Below are 16649 nucleotides of genomic sequence, written 5' to 3' on the forward strand. Positions count from 1 at the left end.
GCTGCCGTTCCTCGCACCATGGCTTCTCCGCAGATCGTCTGGCTGCGGCGCGACCTGCGCCTCGCCGATCATTCCGCCTTCCACGCCGCCGCCGAGGCCGGGCCGGTCATCCCGGTCTTCGTGCTCGACGACGACGCGGCGGGCGACCATGCCAATGGCGGCGCGGCGCGCTGGTGGCTGCACCATTCGCTCGAAAGCCTGGGCAAGTCGCTCGGCCGCCATCGCTCGCGGATCGTGTTGCGTAAGGGCGATGCGGTCGAGCATCTGGTCAAGATCGCCGACCAGACCGGCGCCGGGTGCATTCACGCCATCCGCCATTACGAGCCGTGGTGGCAGGAGGCGGAGAGCAGGCTCGGCGCCGAATGCGATCTCGCGCTTTACGACGGCAACTACCTGATGCCGCCCGGCGCGGTCACCAGTGGATCGGGCGATCCGTACAAGATCTACACCCCCTTCGCGAAGGCGATGCGCGAGGTGATGCCGCCGCGCGACGTGCTCGATGCGCCCGAGACGATCCACGCCCCCGGCGAATGGCCCGAGGGCGACGATCTCGCCGATTGGAACTTGCTGCCGACGAAGCCCGACTGGGCCGGCGGCCTGCGCGATTTCTGGCGGGTGGGGGAGGATGCGGCGCACGAGCGGCTCGAGGAATGGGCGGGTGAAGTCTCGGATTACGAGGACAGTCGCAACCTGCCCTCGATCGACGGCTCCTCGCGACTCTCGCCGCACCTGCACTGGGGCGAGATTTCGCCCGCGCAGGTGTGGCACGCGCTCAAGGGGCGGCGCGGGCAAGGGTGGGATACCTTCGCGGGCGAGCTGCTGTGGCGCGACTATGCGCAGAACGTGGTCTGCCAGTTTCCCGACTATGCCCGCGAAAGCTATCGCGACGGCTATGCCGGGCTATGGCGCAATCCCAACCGCGGGCATGTAATCGCGGACGAGTTGAAGGCGTGGCAGCGCGGCATGACCGGCTATCCGATCGTCGATGCCGGGATGCGCCAGCTCTGGCAAACCGGCTGGATGCACAACCGCGTGCGCATGATCGCCGCGAGCTTCCTCGTGAAGCATCTGCTGATCGACTGGCGCTTCGGCGAACAATGGTTCTGGGACACGCTGGTCGATGCCGACTACGGCAACAATGGGGTCAACTGGCAGTGGATTTCGGGCACCGGGGTCGACAGCAACATGTTCGTGCGGATCATGGCTCCGCTCACGCAGAGCGCGAAGTTCGATGCGGGCGATTACATTCGCGAATACGTGCCCGAACTGGCCGACCTGTCCGACGACGACATCCACGATCCGCCGGACGACAAGCGGGGCGATTATCCGGCGAAGATGATCGGCCACAAGGAAGCCCGCGAACGCGCGCTCGCGGCCTACCGCGAGGCTAAGGACTAGGCCGACACCAGCCGCGCCGCCATCACCCGCTTGGCCACCAGCACGGCGACCAGCGGCAGCACCGCGCCCGCCGCCAGCATCCAGTCCGGGTGCGGAAACATCTGCGTGGTCCACACGCTCGACAGCGCGATGACCAGGCCGACGATCCACGCCATCAGCGCGCGGTGCGAGATCGCGATGGCGGCGCACGTCCCGGCCAGCGCGCCGAGGAACCAGGCGACGACCACCGCGATCCTGGCTTCGTCGGGCACCAGTTCCATCAGCCGCGCCTGATCGTCGGGGTCCGACAGGTCGAGCCCCGCGGGCGGCCGGAACAGCGCGTGGCCGATGCCCTCGACCACGAAGACCACGATCATCGCCACCACGATGCCGGCCGCCACGGCCACGATATTGCGCACCATCGGATTGTTCATCGCGCCGTCTCCCCTTCGCGCCCGAACCGGCTTCTAGCACGCACTCGCACGATTGCGCACTGCGGATTGCGCGGTGCTTGAACCGCGCAGCGGGGCGGTTCATAGGGGCGCCGATGAAGGCAGAGGGGCTAGGCAGGGGCGAGACCCTTCTCACCGGCGGCGCCCGGTTCGAGCGTAGCCCGGGCCTGCTCGCGCGCCTGTTCGCGCCGGGCTTCCACAAGGTGCTCGATCGGATCGACGCGGGGCTGGAAAGCGGCTCGATCACCGGCCACCTGCCCGACGGCACCACGCGCCTGCTCGGCGGGCGCAATCCGGGCTTCGCGGCCGAAGTCATGATCCGCGACTGGCGCGCGCTGATGCGGCTCGCGACCAACGGCTCGATCGGCTGGTATCAGGCGTGGGAAGCGGGCGAGTGGGACAGCCCCGACCCGGTGCCGATCTTCGCGCTGTTCATGGCCAACGGCGACGCACTCGGCGATACGGGCCGCGCGCGCGGTCCGTTCCGCTGGGCGGCGCGGCTGGCGCACTGGATGAACCGCAACACGCACGAGGGCGCGGCGCGCAACATCCACGCACATTACGACCTCGGCAACGATTTCTACGCCGCCTGGCTCGACCCGACGATGAGCTATTCCTCGGCCATCTGGGCGGACGGCGACGATTTGGAAGCGGCGCAACGGCGCAAGTGGGCGAAGCTGGCCGAACGCCTGGGCGAACCCGAAACGCTGCTGGAGATCGGCTGCGGCTGGGGCGGCTTGTCCGATCGTTTCGCGCGCGGCGGAGCACAGGTGACCGGCATCAGCCTGTCGGACGAACAGCTCGACTGGGCCCGGCGACGGCACGATCCGGCGATCGATTTCCGGCGGCAGGATTACCGCGACGTCACCGGGCAATACGACGCGATCGTCAGCGTCGAGATGGTCGAGGCGGTGGGGCGCGAGTACTGGCCGGGGTTCTTCGACTGCATCGCGCGCTGCCTGAAACCCGGCGGCCGCGCGGCGATCCAGTTCATCGCGATGAAGGACAGCCTGTTCGACGCCTATGCCGCGAGCGCTGACTTCATCCAGGCTTACGTCTTCCCCGGCGGCCTGCTGATTCGCACCCGCGAATTCGAGCAACTGGCGCGCGAGCGCGGGCTGACGTGGCAGGATTGCAGCAGCTTCGGGGTCGACTACGCCGAAACGCTGAAGGTCTGGCGCGAGAGGTTCGACGCCGCCGCTGCCGAAGGGCGGCTGCCGGTCGAATTCGATGCGCGCTTTCGGCGGCTGTGGCGCTATTACCTGATGTATTGCGAAGGTGGTTTCCGCGGCGGTGGGATCGATGTCCATCAGGTTACGCTGGTGAAGGAGGGGTGAGAATGCGGACGAAATTCGGTGCACTGGTGGCGGCGGCGCTTCTGGCAGGTTGTGCGACCGCTCCCGGCGGCGAACGCGCCGCGGTCTATCCGACGCAACCGGCGGAAGCCGTGCCGGTCGAGCACCAGCAGGTCCTGTTCTGGGACGACGCGACGCGCAGCGACCGCTTCCGCCGGATGGAGGATATCTTCGCCGGGATCGACACCGCGCCCGCGCCGAGCGTGCGCGCGCTGCCGCAGGGCGAAGCGTTCGATGCCGAAACGCTCGCGAAAGTCGACGGCTATCTCGCCGAGATGAACGCGGCGGGGATCATGGTGCTGCAAGACGGCAAGGTCCGGCTTGAGAAATACCGCCTCGGCTTCGGGCCGGAACAGCGCTGGACCAGCTTCTCGGTCGCCAAGAGCTTCACCTCCACCCTGCTCGGCGCGGCGGTGAAGGACGGCAGCATCGCCAGCCTGTCCGATCCCGTGACCCGCTATCTGCCGCAGCTTTCGGGCACCGCCTACGATGGAGTGACCGTGGAACAGGTGGCGACGATGACCTCGGGCGTGGCGTGGAACGAGGACTATGCCGATCCCGACAGCGACGTGGCCAAGATGCTCGGCATCGCGCCGGTCGCGGGCGAACCGCAGGCGGTGACCTATGCCCGCACGCTGACGCGCGAGGCGCCCGCGGGCGAGAAGTGGGTTTACAAGACGCTCGAGACCAATCTGCTCGGCGATATCGTGGCGGCTGCGACCGGCAAGTCGCTCACAGCCTATGCCAAGGACAAGATCGTCGATCCGGCGGGCTTTGCCGGCGGGCTGTTCTGGATGGCGGACCTCACCGGGAACAATATCGGCGGGTGCTGCCTGTCGATCCGCCTGTCGGACTATGCCCGGATGGGCCAGTGGGTGCTGGAGGGGGGGCAGCCCTCGGTGCCCGAAGGCTGGTTTGCGAAAGCGGGTGCGGCGCAGGTCGATCTCGGCAACGGCTTCGGCTACGGCTACCAGTGGTGGACCTATCCCGGCGGCTTCTACGGCGCGCAGGGCATCTTCGGGCAATACATCACGCTGGTGCCGGAAGAGAACATGGTGATCGCCGTCGTCTCGAACTATCCGACTGCGACGGGTGACGGCCTCACGCGGGCGCGCATGGCGCTGTGGCAGACGGTGATCGAGGCGGGCAAGCGCTGATCGCGCCGATCAGCAGGAAGAGCGGAAGACTCCGCCGGCCTGATATTTGCCCACGATATTGTCGTGCACGATCGGGCTGAGCAGTTCGCTGAACGCACAGCCGACCTGGCAGTTGTCCCACCAGATCACTTCGCCCTGCAACGCGCCGAGGCCGGGCAGGGTGAGCCAGCAGAGCTGGCCGGGATGCAGCCGGTTGATGGCCGAGGAAGAAAAGCCGGATACGGACAGGTCGTGCACCACGGTCTGGAATGCGCGCCCGCCCGAAACGCGCAATTGCGCAGGGATGGTCAACCGGGTGCGCGGCGCGCTGCGATCTTCCTGTGCGGCGACCGAATAGCGTTCGAAAGCCTTGGTGGTCATGTCTGCGCGTCCCTTGCTGTCGTGGCAGGGAATTGCTGACCGTTGCTGGTTACCGCGAGGTTTCGCGACAGGGTTAAGCCGGATTAACCACGCGCTCGCGATGGCGCGTCTCGAAGCCCTCGGCCACCAGATCGGCGATGCGCCGGCCGACCACCGCCGGTTCCTTGACGGTCGCGGGATCCTCGCCCGGATAGGCCTTGGCGCGCATCGCGGTGCGGGTCGCGCCCGGGTCGAGGATCGCCACGCGGATGTCGCCCAGCTTGCGCACTTCCTCGGCATAGCTGTCGAGCAGCGACTCGAACGCCGCCTTGGTCGATCCGTATCCGGCCCAGAACGCGCGCGGCTCCGCGCCGACGCTGCTGGTGAGGCCGATCACCCGTGCGCCCTCGCTGCGCTTCAACAAAGGATCGAACGCGGCGATCAGCGCCTGCGTGGCGAGCAGGTTGGTGGTGACGGCCTGCGCGAACTGCTTGGGCTCGATCTGCGTCACCGGGGTCAGCGTGGGCAGGTAGGCGGCGGCGATCACCAGGATGTCGAGCTTGTCCCAGCGCGCGGCGAGCGCCGCGGCGAGGCGGGCGATCCCGTCCTGCTCGCCGAGGTCGAGCGGCGCGATCGTGGCGTTGCCGCCGGCGTCGTGGATCGCGTCCTCCACACCCTCCAGCGCACGAACGTCGCGCCCGGTGAGGACGACGTGCGCACCGTCTTCCGCGAGCGCGAGAGCGGTGGCCGCGCCGATCCCGCGGCTCGCGCCGGTGACGAGCGCGACGCGCCCTTCCAGTGGCTTGGTTTGGGGCATCAGGCGACCTTGTCGAAGGAAAGCTGCGCCTCGCGATGCTCGCGCTGGGCGAGGTCGGTCAGCGATGTGGGATAGTCGCCGGTGAAGCAGGCGTCGCAGAACGAAGGACAGGCCGGATCGCGCGGCTCGTGGCCGACCGCGCGGTAGAGCCCGTCGATGGAGACGAAGGCGAGGCTGTCGGCCTTGATGAACTCGCGCATCGGCTCGATCTCCATGCGCGCGGCGAGCAGCTTCGACCGTTCGGGCGTGTCGACGCCGTAGAAGCACGAATGCGCAGTCGGCGGGCTGGCGACGCGGAAGTGGACCTCGCGCGCGCCGGCTTCGCGCATCATTTCCACGATCTTCAGGCTGGTGGTGCCGCGCACGATCGAATCGTCGATCAGCACGATCCGCTTGCCTTCCACCAGCGCGCGGTTGGCGTTGTGCTTGCGCTTGACGCTCGAATGGCGCGCGCCGTCGCCCGGCTGGATGAAAGTGCGCCCGACGTAGTGGCTGCGAATGATCCCCAGTTCGAACGGCACGCCCGATTGCTGGGCATAACCGATTGCCGCCGGCACGCCGCTGTCGGGCACCGGCACGACCAGATCGACCTCCGCCGGGCTCTCGATCGCGAGCTGCTCGCCGATCGCCTTGCGCGCGGCATAGACGCTGCGCCCGTCGAAGATCGAATCGGGACGGCTGAAATAGACGTGCTCGAAAATGCACGGACGCGCGCGGTGCTGCCCGAACGGATGGAGCGAATCGATGTTGCCGTCGAAATCGACGCGGACGATCTCGCCCGGCTCGATCTGGCGGACGAATTCCGCGCCGACCACGTCAAACGCCACGGTTTCGCTGGCGAACACCGTGGCGTCGCCCATGCGGCCCATCACCAGCGGGCGAATGCCGAGCGGATCGCGGCAGGCGATCATGCCTTCGGGCGTCATCACCACCAGCGCATAGGCGCCCTCGACCAGCCGCAGCGCGTCGATCAGGCGGTCGATCATCGTGGGATAGCGGCTGGTGGCGACGAGGTGGATGATGACCTCGGTGTCGGACGTCGACTGGAAGATCGCGCCCTTGCCGACCAGTTCCTGCCGCAACATGCCCGCGTTCGAGATATTGCCGTTGTGCGCGACCGAGAACCCGCCGCTGGCGAGATCGGCGTAGAGCGGCTGGATGTTGCGCAGGCCCGATCCGCCGGTGGTGGAATAGCGCACGTGACCCGCCGCCATGAAGCCGGGAAGCTCCGCGATCGCTTCGCTGCTGGAGAAGTTCTCCGCCACCTGGCCCAGGCCGCGGCGCTGGTAGAATTCATTGCCGTCGAAGCTGGTGATTCCGGCCGCTTCCTGCCCGCGATGCTGGAGCGCATGGAGGCCGAGCGCGGTGGCGGCGGCGGCGTCGGACGCGTTGATCGCGCCGAACACGCCGCACTCCTCGCGCAGCTTGTCGCCATCCTCGTCGCGGAACGGGTGGGTGAGGTTCATGCCGATGCGATCCGGTTGCGCTGCCTGCCGCGCTCAATGGCGATGTTGCAGCACGATTACAAGGGCAGCGCGCCGCCAGCCCGCGCACGAGCCGTGGCATTTCATTGCGCATACAGGAAACCTTTCCTAAGGCCGGAGGCTCACAGAACAGAAGAACCTTTCCGCCTTGGTCCTCTCCCTTTTCGAACGAACGATCGCCAAGCGATACCTGCTGCCGGGCCGGGGCGAGGCGTTCATCGCGCTGGTCGCCGGGATCAGCGTAGGCGTGGTCATGCTCTCGGTCGCCATGCTGGTGATCGTGATGAGCGTGATGAATGGCTTCCGCGCCGAACTCCTCGACAAGATCGTGGGGCTGAACGGCCACGCCATCGTGCAAGCCTACGGCGGGCGGCTGGACAACTGGGAGAACGTGCTGGAGGACATCCGCGAGACCCCCGGTGTCGTCAGCGCCTCGCCGCTGATCGAGCAGCCGCTGCTGGTGAGCTACAACGGCCGGGTCGAAGCGATCCTGGTGCGCGGCAACACGCAGCAGGATATCGCGGGGCTGGGCAAGAACCTCGTCGCGGGCAATCTTTCGGAGCTTCAGGCCGGGGCCAGCAACGTCGCGATCGGGGCGCGGCTGGCGGAGAACATCGGCGCGCGGCTGGGCGACACGATCACGATCATCAACCCGGAAGGCCGCTCCACCCCGTTCGGCACGATGCCGCGCCAGATCGGTTATCGCGTCGCCGCGATCTTCGAGGTCGGGATTTACGATTACGACCAGAAATTCGTCGTCATGCCGATGCAACAGGCGCAGAGCCTGCTGCTGATCGGCGACAGCGTGGGCATGATCGAAGTGAAGACCGCCGACGCCGACCGGGTCGAGGAGATCATGGCGCCGATCAAGCAAAGCCTGGCCGGCCGGGCGGTGGTCAACGACTGGAAGACGATCAACTCCACCCTGTTCGAAGCCTTGCAGGTGGAACGCGTGGCGATGTTCTTCGCGTTGAGTTTCATGGTCCTGGTCGCCGCATTCAACATCCTTTCGAGCCTGGTGATGCTGGTGCGGGCGAAGACGCGGGACATCGCGATCATGCGTACGATGGGCGCGACGCGGCGCAGCCTGCTCAAGATATTCGTCACCACCGGGTTCACCGTGGGCGCGATCGGCACGGTGGCCGGGCTGGCGCTCGGCTTCCTCGTCCTCGCCTTCCGCCAGCAGATCGTGCGCGTGATCGAGGTCGTGACCGGGCAGAACCTGTGGGATCCTTCGATCCGCTTCCTTTCCACCCTGCCGGCGCGGGTCGATCCGGTGGAGATCGCGGGCATCGTCGCGCTGGCGCTGGTGCTCAGCTTCCTCGCCACGCTCTACCCGGCGTTCAAGGCCTCGGGCACCGATCCGGTGCAGGTGCTTCGCTATGAGTAGTCCGGTCGTCCGCCTCGCGAACCTCACTCGCAGCTTCGAGCAGGGCGGGGAGCGCATCGACGTGCTGCGCGGCGTCGAGCTGGAAATCGCGCCGGGCGAGATCGTCGCGCTGCTGGGCCCCTCGGGCTCGGGCAAGTCGACGATGCTCCAGGCCGTGGGGCTGCTGGAGGGCGGCTTCGGCGGCACGATCGAGATCGCCGGAACGCCGGCGAGCGCGCTGCCCGCCGACGGGCGCACCACGGTGCGGCGCGAGCACCTGGGCTTCGTCTACCAGTTTCACCACCTGCTGCCCGACTTCAACGCGGAGGAGAACGTGATCCTGCCGCAGCTCGTGGCGGGCAAGGGGCGCGAGGAAGCTTCGGAGCGTGCGCGCGACCTGTTGACCTCGCTCGGCCTCGCGCAGCGATTGAGCCATCGGCCCAGCCAGCTGTCGGGCGGCGAACAGCAGCGCGTGGCGGTCGCCCGCGCGCTGGCCAATCGGCCGACGCTGGTGCTGGCCGACGAGCCGACCGGCAACCTCGACGAACACACCGCCGACCGGGTGCTCGCACAGTTCCTCGAACTGGTGCGCGGCGAGGGCAGCGCTGCGCTCGTCGCGACGCACAACGAGCGGCTGGCGGCGAAGATGGATCGTGTCGTCCGCCTGCACGACGGGCTGCTCGAATAGGGATACCGCATCCGCTTCGATCGTTGCGCCATGCGAAGGAGAATTTTCGCATGGCCGACCATCCCAGCACGTTCAACGCTGCCGATACCCACCGCGAGGGCGTCCAGTGGGACGACCGCGCTTCGATCCACGAGGCAGACGACGGGCAGGGCCTGCTCGACGGCGGGAAGGGGCTGCGCGACGGGACGCTGGCCGAGATGATCGCGCAGGTCATGGCCTATCCGCCCGAGCGGCGCGGCGATTTCGTAATTCAGAAGGCCGGCGACCACCGGCTCGAACGCGCCGAGATCGAGGCGCTGGCTGCCCGTTCGGACTTTCCCGGCTGAGTGGGGCTGAGGGCATGACGACGATCGCCGATTTCACCGTCGCCACCGACGGCGGCGAACCGCTCCATCTCGCGGACAAGCTGGGCAAAGTGCTGCTGGTGGTCAACACCGCCAGCAAGTGCGGCTTCACCCCGCAGTACGACGGGCTGGAGAAGCTCTACGAGCGATACCGCGACCGCGGGTTCGAAGTGCTCGGCTTTCCGTGCAACCAGTTCGGCGGGCAGGAGCCGGGCGAAGCGGCGGAGATCGCCGAGTTCTGCAAGGTCAACTTCGGAGTGACCTTCCCACTGATGGCGAAAGTCGACGTCAACGGCGGCGACGCCTCGCCGCTGTTCGACTGGATGAAGAAGGAAGCGCCCGGCCTGATGGGTTCGAAGGCGATCAAGTGGAACTTCACCAAGTTCCTGATCGACCGCGATGGCAAGGTCGTGCGCCGCTACGCTCCGACCGACAAGCCCGAGGGCATCGCGCAGGATGTCGAGGCGCTGCTCTGACGAAGTGAGGGGATAGCGTATCGCGCCGCCTTGGCGAATCCCGCCGCCGCACGCATATTGCGCTCATGTCCTTCGCCCCGTTCGTCCCCCTGCGCGTGATTTCGTCCTACTCGATGCTCGAAGGAGCGATCGATCCCAAGGCGATCGCGAAGCTGGCGAAGGAACGGGGCTTTCCCGCGATCGCGATCTGCGACCGCAACGGCCTTTACGGCGCGGTCATGTTCGCCAAAGCGTGCTTCGACGAAGGCGTGCAGCCGATCGTCGGCACCCTGCTCGGCGTGGCGCGGGACGCGGCGGGCAAGCAGGTCGATTATCTGCCGCTCTACGCGCAGGACGAGGCCGGGTACGACAACCTGTGTCACCTCGTCAGTAAGGCGCATCTCGAACGGCCGCTCGAGCTGGAACCGCACGTCACGTTGGCCGATCTCGAAGGCCGCACCGAAGGGCTTCTCGCGCTGACCGGGGCGAGCGAAGGCGCGCTGACGCGGTTGCTCGCCGAGGGGCAGGGCGATCACGCCGAGGCGCTGCTCGACCGGTTGCAGGCGTTGTTCCCGCAGCGGCTTTACGTCGAACTCGCGCGGCGCGGTAACCCGGTCGAGGATGCGGCGGAGAGCGCGCTGGTCGATCTGGCCTATGCGCGCGATCTGCCGCTCGCCGCCAGCAACCCGGCGAACTTCGCCGAAGCGCATATGTACGCCGCGCACGACGCCATGCTGTGCATCGCCGGCTCGACCCATATCGAGGCGGAGGAGCGCGTCCGCTCTAACCGCGAAGCCTGGGTCAAGCCCGCCGAGGCGATGGCCGAAGCGTTCGACGACTTGCCCGAAGCGACCGCGAACACGCTGGTGATCGCCCAGCGCTGCGCCTTCGCCCCGCCGAGCCGCGCGCCGATCCTGCCGAGCCTCGCGGGCGACCTCGAAGGCGAGGCGAAGGCACTGGCCGAGGATGCGCGCAAGGGGCTCGAGGCGCGGCTCGAACCTTACGAGGATCTGTCGGAGGAAGACCGCAAGGCCTATTTCGACCGGCTCGATTTCGAGGTTGAGATCATCGTCGGCATGGGCTTTCCCGGCTATTTCCTGATCGTCGCCGACTTCATCAAGTGGGCCAAGGAGCAGGACATTCCGGTGGGCCCCGGGCGCGGCTCGGGTGCGGGCTCGGTGGTCGCCTGGGCGCTGACGATCACCGATCTCGACCCGCTGCGGCTCGGCCTGCTGTTCGAACGCTTCCTCAACCCCGAACGCGTTTCGATGCCCGACTTCGACATCGACTTCTGCGAAACCCGGCGCGGCGAGGTGATCCGCTACGTCCAGCGCAAGTACGGGCACGACCACGTCGCGCAGATCATCACTTTCGGCAAGCTCAAGGCGCGCGCGGTGCTGCGCGATTGCGGGCGCATCCTGCAAATGAGCTACGGCCACGTCGACCGGCTGTGCAAGATGGTGCCCAACCACCCGACCGACCCATGGACGCTGCCGCGCGCGCTCAATGGCGCGGCCGATTTCCGCCGCGAGTACGACAACCACAACGAGGTCAAGCGGCTGATCGACCTCGCGATGCAGCTCGAGGGCTTCCCCCGCAACAGCTCGACTCACGCGGCGGGCGTGGTGATCGGCGACCGGCCGCTGGCGCAGCTCGTGCCGCTCTACCGCGATCCGCGTTCGGACATGCCGGTAACGCAGTTCGACATGAAGCACGTCGAGACGAGCGGGCTGGTCAAGTTCGACTTCCTCGGCCTGAAGACGCTATCCGTCCTGCAGAAGGCGGTGCAACTGCTGGAAAAGCGCGGCATCGCGGTCGATCTCGGCACGCTCGCGTGGGACGATCCGGCGGTCTACGACCTGCTCAAGCGCGGCGACACGGTGGGCGTGTTCCAGCTCGAATCCGAAGGGATGCGGCGCACGCTGACCGCGGTGAAGCCGACCAAGTTCGAGGACATCATCGCGCTCGTCTCGCTCTACCGGCCCGGCCCGATGGACAACATCCCGCTGTTCGGCAAGCGCAAGGCGGGCGAGGTCGCGATCGAGTATCCGCACCCCAAGCTCGAGGCGATCCTGGCGGAGACGTACGGTATCTTCGTCTATCAGGAACAGGTGATGCAGGCCGCGCAGATCCTCGCCGGCTATTCGCTCGGCGATGCCGACCTGCTGCGCCGCGCGATGGGCAAGAAGGTCCAGGCCGAGATGGATGCGCAGCGCCAGCGCTTCGTCGACGGGTGCAAGGAGGTTTCGGGTATCGAGCCGAAGCGGGCGAACGAACTGTTCGACTTGATCGACAAGTTCGCCGGCTACGGCTTCAACAAGTCGCACGCCGCCGCATACGCGCTGCTTGCCTACCAGACCGCGTGGCTCAAGGCGCATTACCCGGAGGAGTTCTTCGCCGCCTCGATGTGTTTCGACATGCATCAGTCGGAAAAGCTCGCGCTGTTCGTCGACGACGCGCGGCGCGGCGGGATCGAGGTGCGCGCGCCCGACGTCAACCGCTCCGAAGCCGAGTTTACCGTCGAGCGCACCGACGAGGGCTACGCCGTACGCTACGCGCTCGCCGGGGTGCGCAACGTGGGTGAGAAGGCGATGGAGGCACTCGTCGCCGAGCGCGAGGCGCACGGCTGGTTCGAAAGCCTGCAGAACCTGTTCGAGCGCATTCCCAAAGGATCGATGAACAGCCGCCAGCTCGAAGGGCTGGTCTGCTCCGGCGCGCTCGACGGGCTGGAGGAGAACCGCGCCAAGCTGTTCGCCAATATCGACATGCTGCTTGCCGTGGCGGACGCCGCCAACCGCGAACGCGAGAGCGGGCAGGCGGGCCTGTTCGGCGGCGAGGAGGCAGCGGGGGATACGCTGCGCCTCAAGGATGCCGACCCCTGGAGCCGTGCCGACCGCATGGCCAAGGAGCGGGAGAACTTCGGGTTCTATTTCTCCGCCCACCCGGTCGAACAATACCGCGCCATCGCCAGCGCCAACGGTGCGCGCAGCTACCAGAGCCTGATGGAAGGCGGCGGCCCTGCGGGCGGGCGCCAGCCGGCGGTGATGGCGGCGATGGTCGAGAAGGTGAATAAGGGCCGCACGCGGCGCGGCGGCGAGTTCGTGCGCGCCGATTTCTCCGACAGCACGGGCCAGTTCAGCGCCGCGTGTTTCGAGGAATCGCTGGTCGAGAATTTCCAGAAATGGGCGGCGGAGGGCACCTGCGTGCTGCTCAACGTCGAGCTCGACAGCCCGAGCCCCGACGAGCCGCCGCGGGTGACGGTGCGTGGTGCGCGCCCGCTCGACGAGGTCAAGTCCGGCTCGCGCATGACGATGTCGATGGACGTATCCCGTCCGGAAGCGCTGACCGAGCTCAAGCTCGCGCTCGCCCCGGGCACGCCCGGCTACGGCGAAGTGGCGGTGCGGCTGAAGACCGGCGGGGCGGAGGAGCCGGTGCTGCGGCTCGGCCGCGACTACCAGCTCGACGGCGAACTGGCCGAGCGGCTGGCCGAGATCGAAGGGATCGACAAAGTCTCGCTCACCACGCGCCGCGCGACCGGCCATCTGCGCCTGGTGGCCTGACGACGCATCCCTCTCGATTGCCAAGCCCGCAAGGTGACGGCATGATCGCGCGAAAGACGAACGGGAGAGGATAGACGATGCTCGGAGCCATGCAGGATTGGGACCTCGTGGTCACCCACCTGATAGACCACGCGGCGCGCGAGCATGGTCCGCGGGAACACGTCACGCACTGGGCCGACGGCAGCGAGACGCGCGCGACATGGGCCGGCATCCGCCACGATGCGCTGCGCATGGTGCAGGCCTTGCGCACGCTCGGCATCGGCAAGGGCGATCGGGTCGCGACGCTGGCGATGAACCATTCGCGCCATCTGGTGAGCTGGTACGGCGTGGCGGGCGCGGGCGGGGTGCTGCACACGATCAACCCGCGGCTGTTCGAAGACCAGCTCGAATACATCGCCAACCATGCCGAAGACCGCGTGCTGCTCTACGATGCGGCGTTCCAGCCGCTCGTCGATGCGATGCGCGGCAAGTGGCCGACGATCGAGCACTACATCTGTTACGACCCGCCGGCCGGTTTTTCGGGCACCGGCTTCGAGGACTGGATCGGCGCGCACGACGGCGACACGGCATGGACCGAGGTGGCGGAGCGCGATCCGTGCATGCTCTGCTACACCAGCGGCACGACCGGCAATCCCAAGGGCGTGCTCTACGAGCATCGGTCGACGACGATCCACGCGATGTCCGGCATCCAGCCGAGCACGTTCGATTTCGACGCGCGCAGCGTGATGCTGCCGGTGGTGCCGATGTTCCACGCCGCGAGCTGGGGCTTGCCGTGGGCGGGCGCGATGACGGGGGTGAAGTTCGTCTATTCGGCGGTCAACGATCCGGCGGTGCTGTGCGACCTGATGGAGCGCGAGGGCGTGACCCATTCGGCGGGCGTGCCGACGGTATGGCTGGCGATGTTCCAGCACTGCGACGCGACCGGCTCGCCGCTGCCCAAATTGCAGCAGGCGATCATCGGCGGCTCGGCCGCGCCGCGCTTCATGATCGAGCGGCTGATGAAGAACGGCAGCCGCGTCGCGCACGCCTGGGGCATGACCGAAACCAGCCCCATCGGTACCGTCGGTTCGCCGACGCCCGACTGGGATACGCTTTCGTTCGAGGAGCAGGTGGAGATCGTCACCCGCCAGGGCCGCCCGATCTTCGGGGTCGAACTGCGCACGGTCGATCTCGACGATTTCACCAAGGAACTGCCGCGCGACGGCGAAAGCGCCGGAGCGCTGCAGATTCGCGGGCCGTGGATCATCAAGCGCTATTACAAGGCCGACGAAGACGCGGTGACCGCCGACGGCTGGTTCGACACCGGCGACGTCGGCATCCTCCACCCCGACGGCACGCTGCAACTCACCGACCGCACGAAGGACGTCATCAAGTCGGGCGGCGAATGGATCAGCTCGGTTGAACTGGAGAACGCGGCCTGCGGCCATCCCAAGGTGGCGGAAGCCGCCGCGATCGGGATGCCGCATCCCAAGTGGGACGAGCGCCCGGTGCTGTTTGTCGTCGCCAAGCCCGGCGAGCAGGTCGCTGCGCGCGACGTGATGGCGCACCTCGAGCCGCTGGTCGCCAAGTGGTGGCTGCCCAACGCGGTCGAATTCGTCGACGAAATCCCCCACACCGCCACCGGCAAGATCAGCAAGAAGGACCTGCGCGCCCGCTTCGCCGACTATCGGCTGGAAGCCGACGCATGAGCAGCAAGTCCTGCGCGAAATGCGGCCGGCGCATGGAGGAAGGCTTCACCATCGACGCAGGCGACTACAGCATGCCCTCGGTCGGCGTGTGGCATCGCGGCAAGCCGCACAAATCGTTCTGGGGCCTCAAGACCGTCAAGGCCGACAAGCACGAGATCGTGGCATGGCGCTGCACGAGTTGCGGCTATCTGGAAAACTACGCGCCGTAATCCTCCCCGGAACGGGGAGGATTTTATAGCAACCGCATCTGCCCTCCCATCTGGGGCGGGCGGAGCCGCGTGCAGTCGAGTTCGAACTTCGCCTTGCCGATCCCGGCGCGCTTGCAGGCGAGCTTGAAGCGGGCGCGGAAGAGGTCGGCCCAGACGCCGCTGGGCTTCATGCGGGTGAAGAAATCGGGATCGTTGTCCTTGCCGCCGCGGATCGAGCGGACGATGGACATCACCTTGTCGCCGCGCTCGGGGAAATGGACCGAGAGCCATTCGCGGAACAGCGGGGCGACCTCGTGCGGCAGGCGCAGCGGAATCCACCCCGCCGAACGCACGCCGAGCGCGGCGGCGCGGGCGACGATATCCTCCATGAATTCGTCGGTGATCGCGGGGATGACCGGTGCGACGGAGCAGTGCGCGGGCACGCCCGCCTCAACCAGTTTTCCCAATGCTGCCAGTCGCTTCACGGGCGCGGCTGCGCGCGGTTCGAGCTTGCCCGACAGCTTGGGGTCGAACGTCGTTACCGAGATCGCCACCGCCACCAGCCGCATTTTCGCCAGTTCCGCCAACAGGTCGAGATCGTCGAGCACGCGGTCGGACTTGGTGGTGATCGTCACCGGATGGCGCGCGTCGAGGCATACCTCGAGCACCTGCCGCGTGATGCGGTAGCGCCGCTCGATCGGCTGGTACGGATCGGTGTTCGTGCCCATCGCGATCGGGCGCGGGCGATATTTCGGCTTGGCCAAGGTCTCGCGCAGCAGCCGCGCGGCATCGGGCTTGGCGAACAGCTTCGTCTCGAAATCGAGGCCGGGGGAAAGGTCGTGGTAGGCGTGCGAGGGCCGCGCGAAGCAATAGACGCAGCCGTGCTCGCACCCGCGATAGGCGTTGATCGAACGGTCGAAGGCGATGTCGGGCGAGCGGTTGAACGTGAGGATCGTCTTCGGCTTTTCCTCGGTCACCGTGGTGCGCAGCTTGACCGGCAGGCCGCCTTCTTCATTGGCCAGCGATTCCATGTGATCGCGCCAGTCGCCATCCGCCTCGCGCGTCGCCAGCCCGAACCGCGTTGGCACCGCGGCCGATTGCGCGCCGCGGCCTGTGATCTCGGGTTCGAGTCGGCGTTCCATGAGGGGAACATATATGGAACATGTGCGTGGCGCCAGTTCGATTTCGCCCGAAGACGCGAAGGCGCGAAGGGTTTGTTGATGGGGCGAAACTGCGTGCGTTAAGTGGTCTCACACGAAGACACGAAGACACGAAGATGTTCCGCGCCACGAAGTGGCGCACAAAAGATTTCAGGCGGACGCGATTGAAGTGCGGCTGCGCCGCAGGCACGCCATTTTCGTGTCTTCGTGTCTTCG

At 67.2% G+C, this 16649-nt stretch carries 15 protein-coding genes; 10 read left to right on the forward strand and 5 right to left on the reverse strand.

The features are described 5' to 3' along the window. Window positions 1–18 precede the first annotated feature (18 nt). On the forward strand, window positions 19–1398 hold the full coding sequence (locus ACE3QC_RS02030; RefSeq protein ID WP_374405433.1) for a deoxyribodipyrimidine photo-lyase: 1380 nt from the start codon (window positions 19–21) through the stop codon (window positions 1396–1398). Here ACE3QC_RS02030 and ACE3QC_RS02035 read toward each other — a convergent pair. Further along, window positions 1395–1811 (reverse strand): hypothetical protein, encoded by a 417-nt coding sequence (locus ACE3QC_RS02035; protein ID WP_374405434.1) that lies wholly within the window; start codon window positions 1809–1811, stop codon window positions 1395–1397. The genes ACE3QC_RS02030 and ACE3QC_RS02035 overlap by 4 nt on opposite strands. A gap of 113 nt (window positions 1812–1924) precedes the next feature. Here ACE3QC_RS02035 and ACE3QC_RS02040 point away from each other — a divergent pair, with 113 nt between their 5' ends. Together ACE3QC_RS02040 and ACE3QC_RS02045 are read left to right on the forward strand one after the other, a co-directional pair. Continuing rightward, window positions 1925–3166, forward strand: a complete 1242-nt coding sequence (locus ACE3QC_RS02040; RefSeq protein ID WP_374405435.1) for a class I SAM-dependent methyltransferase — start codon at window positions 1925–1927, stop codon at window positions 3164–3166. A 2-nt stretch (window positions 3167–3168) separates the two neighbouring features. After that, on the forward strand, window positions 3169–4341 hold the full coding sequence (locus ACE3QC_RS02045; RefSeq protein WP_374405436.1) for a serine hydrolase domain-containing protein: 1173 nt from the start codon (window positions 3169–3171) through the stop codon (window positions 4339–4341). A gap of 9 nt (window positions 4342–4350) precedes the next feature. Here the strand turns inward: ACE3QC_RS02045 and ACE3QC_RS02050 are convergent, their stop codons facing one another. The 3 genes from ACE3QC_RS02050 to purF form a co-directional block, all read right to left on the reverse strand. Next, the gene (locus tag ACE3QC_RS02050) at window positions 4351–4701 is read right to left on the reverse strand and encodes a PilZ domain-containing protein (RefSeq protein WP_374405437.1); all 351 of its coding nucleotides are present in this window, start codon (window positions 4699–4701) and stop codon (window positions 4351–4353) included. A gap of 73 nt (window positions 4702–4774) precedes the next feature. Further along, window positions 4775–5497, reverse strand: coding sequence for an SDR family NAD(P)-dependent oxidoreductase (locus ACE3QC_RS02055; protein WP_374405438.1), 723 nt, complete (start codon window positions 5495–5497; stop codon window positions 4775–4777). After that, window positions 5497–6963 carry an amidophosphoribosyltransferase gene (purF, locus tag ACE3QC_RS02060; RefSeq protein WP_374405439.1) on the reverse strand — a complete coding sequence of 489 codons (1467 nt, stop codon included), beginning with the start codon at window positions 6961–6963 and terminating at the stop codon, window positions 5497–5499. The genes ACE3QC_RS02055 and purF overlap by 1 nt, the downstream gene beginning before the upstream one ends. A 166-nt stretch (window positions 6964–7129) precedes the next feature. Between purF and ACE3QC_RS02065 the strand changes: the two genes are divergently transcribed. The 7 genes from ACE3QC_RS02065 to ACE3QC_RS02095 all read left to right on the forward strand — a co-directional run bounded on the left by ACE3QC_RS02065 (window position 7130) and on the right by ACE3QC_RS02095 (window position 15294). Then, window positions 7130–8371 carry a lipoprotein-releasing ABC transporter permease subunit gene (locus tag ACE3QC_RS02065; protein ID WP_374405440.1) on the forward strand — a complete coding sequence of 414 codons (1242 nt, stop codon included), beginning with the start codon at window positions 7130–7132 and terminating at the stop codon, window positions 8369–8371. Further along, window positions 8364–9038 (forward strand): ABC transporter ATP-binding protein, encoded by a 675-nt coding sequence (locus tag ACE3QC_RS02070; RefSeq protein ID WP_374405441.1) that lies wholly within the window; start codon window positions 8364–8366, stop codon window positions 9036–9038. Before ACE3QC_RS02065 ends, ACE3QC_RS02070 begins: the two co-directional genes overlap by 8 nt. A 50-nt stretch (window positions 9039–9088) precedes the next feature. After that, the gene (locus ACE3QC_RS02075; protein ID WP_374405442.1) at window positions 9089–9364 is read left to right on the forward strand and encodes a hypothetical protein; all 276 of its coding nucleotides are present in this window, start codon (window positions 9089–9091) and stop codon (window positions 9362–9364) included. A 14-nt stretch (window positions 9365–9378) separates the two neighbouring features. Beyond that, window positions 9379–9858 (forward strand): glutathione peroxidase, encoded by a 480-nt coding sequence (locus tag ACE3QC_RS02080; RefSeq protein ID WP_374405443.1) that lies wholly within the window; start codon window positions 9379–9381, stop codon window positions 9856–9858. A 65-nt stretch (window positions 9859–9923) separates the two neighbouring features. After that, on the forward strand, window positions 9924–13397 hold the full coding sequence (gene dnaE / locus ACE3QC_RS02085; protein WP_374405444.1) for a DNA polymerase III subunit alpha: 3474 nt from the start codon (window positions 9924–9926) through the stop codon (window positions 13395–13397). Between the two features lie 77 nt (window positions 13398–13474). After that, window positions 13475–15085, forward strand: coding sequence for a long-chain fatty acid--CoA ligase (locus ACE3QC_RS02090; protein WP_374405445.1), 1611 nt, complete (start codon window positions 13475–13477; stop codon window positions 15083–15085). After that, window positions 15082–15294, forward strand: a complete 213-nt coding sequence (locus ACE3QC_RS02095; protein ID WP_374405446.1) for a hypothetical protein — start codon at window positions 15082–15084, stop codon at window positions 15292–15294. The genes ACE3QC_RS02090 and ACE3QC_RS02095 overlap by 4 nt, the downstream gene beginning before the upstream one ends. Before the next feature lie 23 nt (window positions 15295–15317). Here ACE3QC_RS02095 and ACE3QC_RS02100 read toward each other — a convergent pair whose 3' ends face one another. Next, window positions 15318–16415, reverse strand: a complete 1098-nt coding sequence (locus tag ACE3QC_RS02100) for a PA0069 family radical SAM protein (protein ID WP_374405447.1) — start codon at window positions 16413–16415, stop codon at window positions 15318–15320. Window positions 16416–16649 lie beyond the last annotated feature (234 nt).

This window comes from Pelagerythrobacter sp. (genome assembly GCF_041912895.1).
GTDB lineage: Bacteria > Pseudomonadota > Alphaproteobacteria > Sphingomonadales > Sphingomonadaceae > Pelagerythrobacter.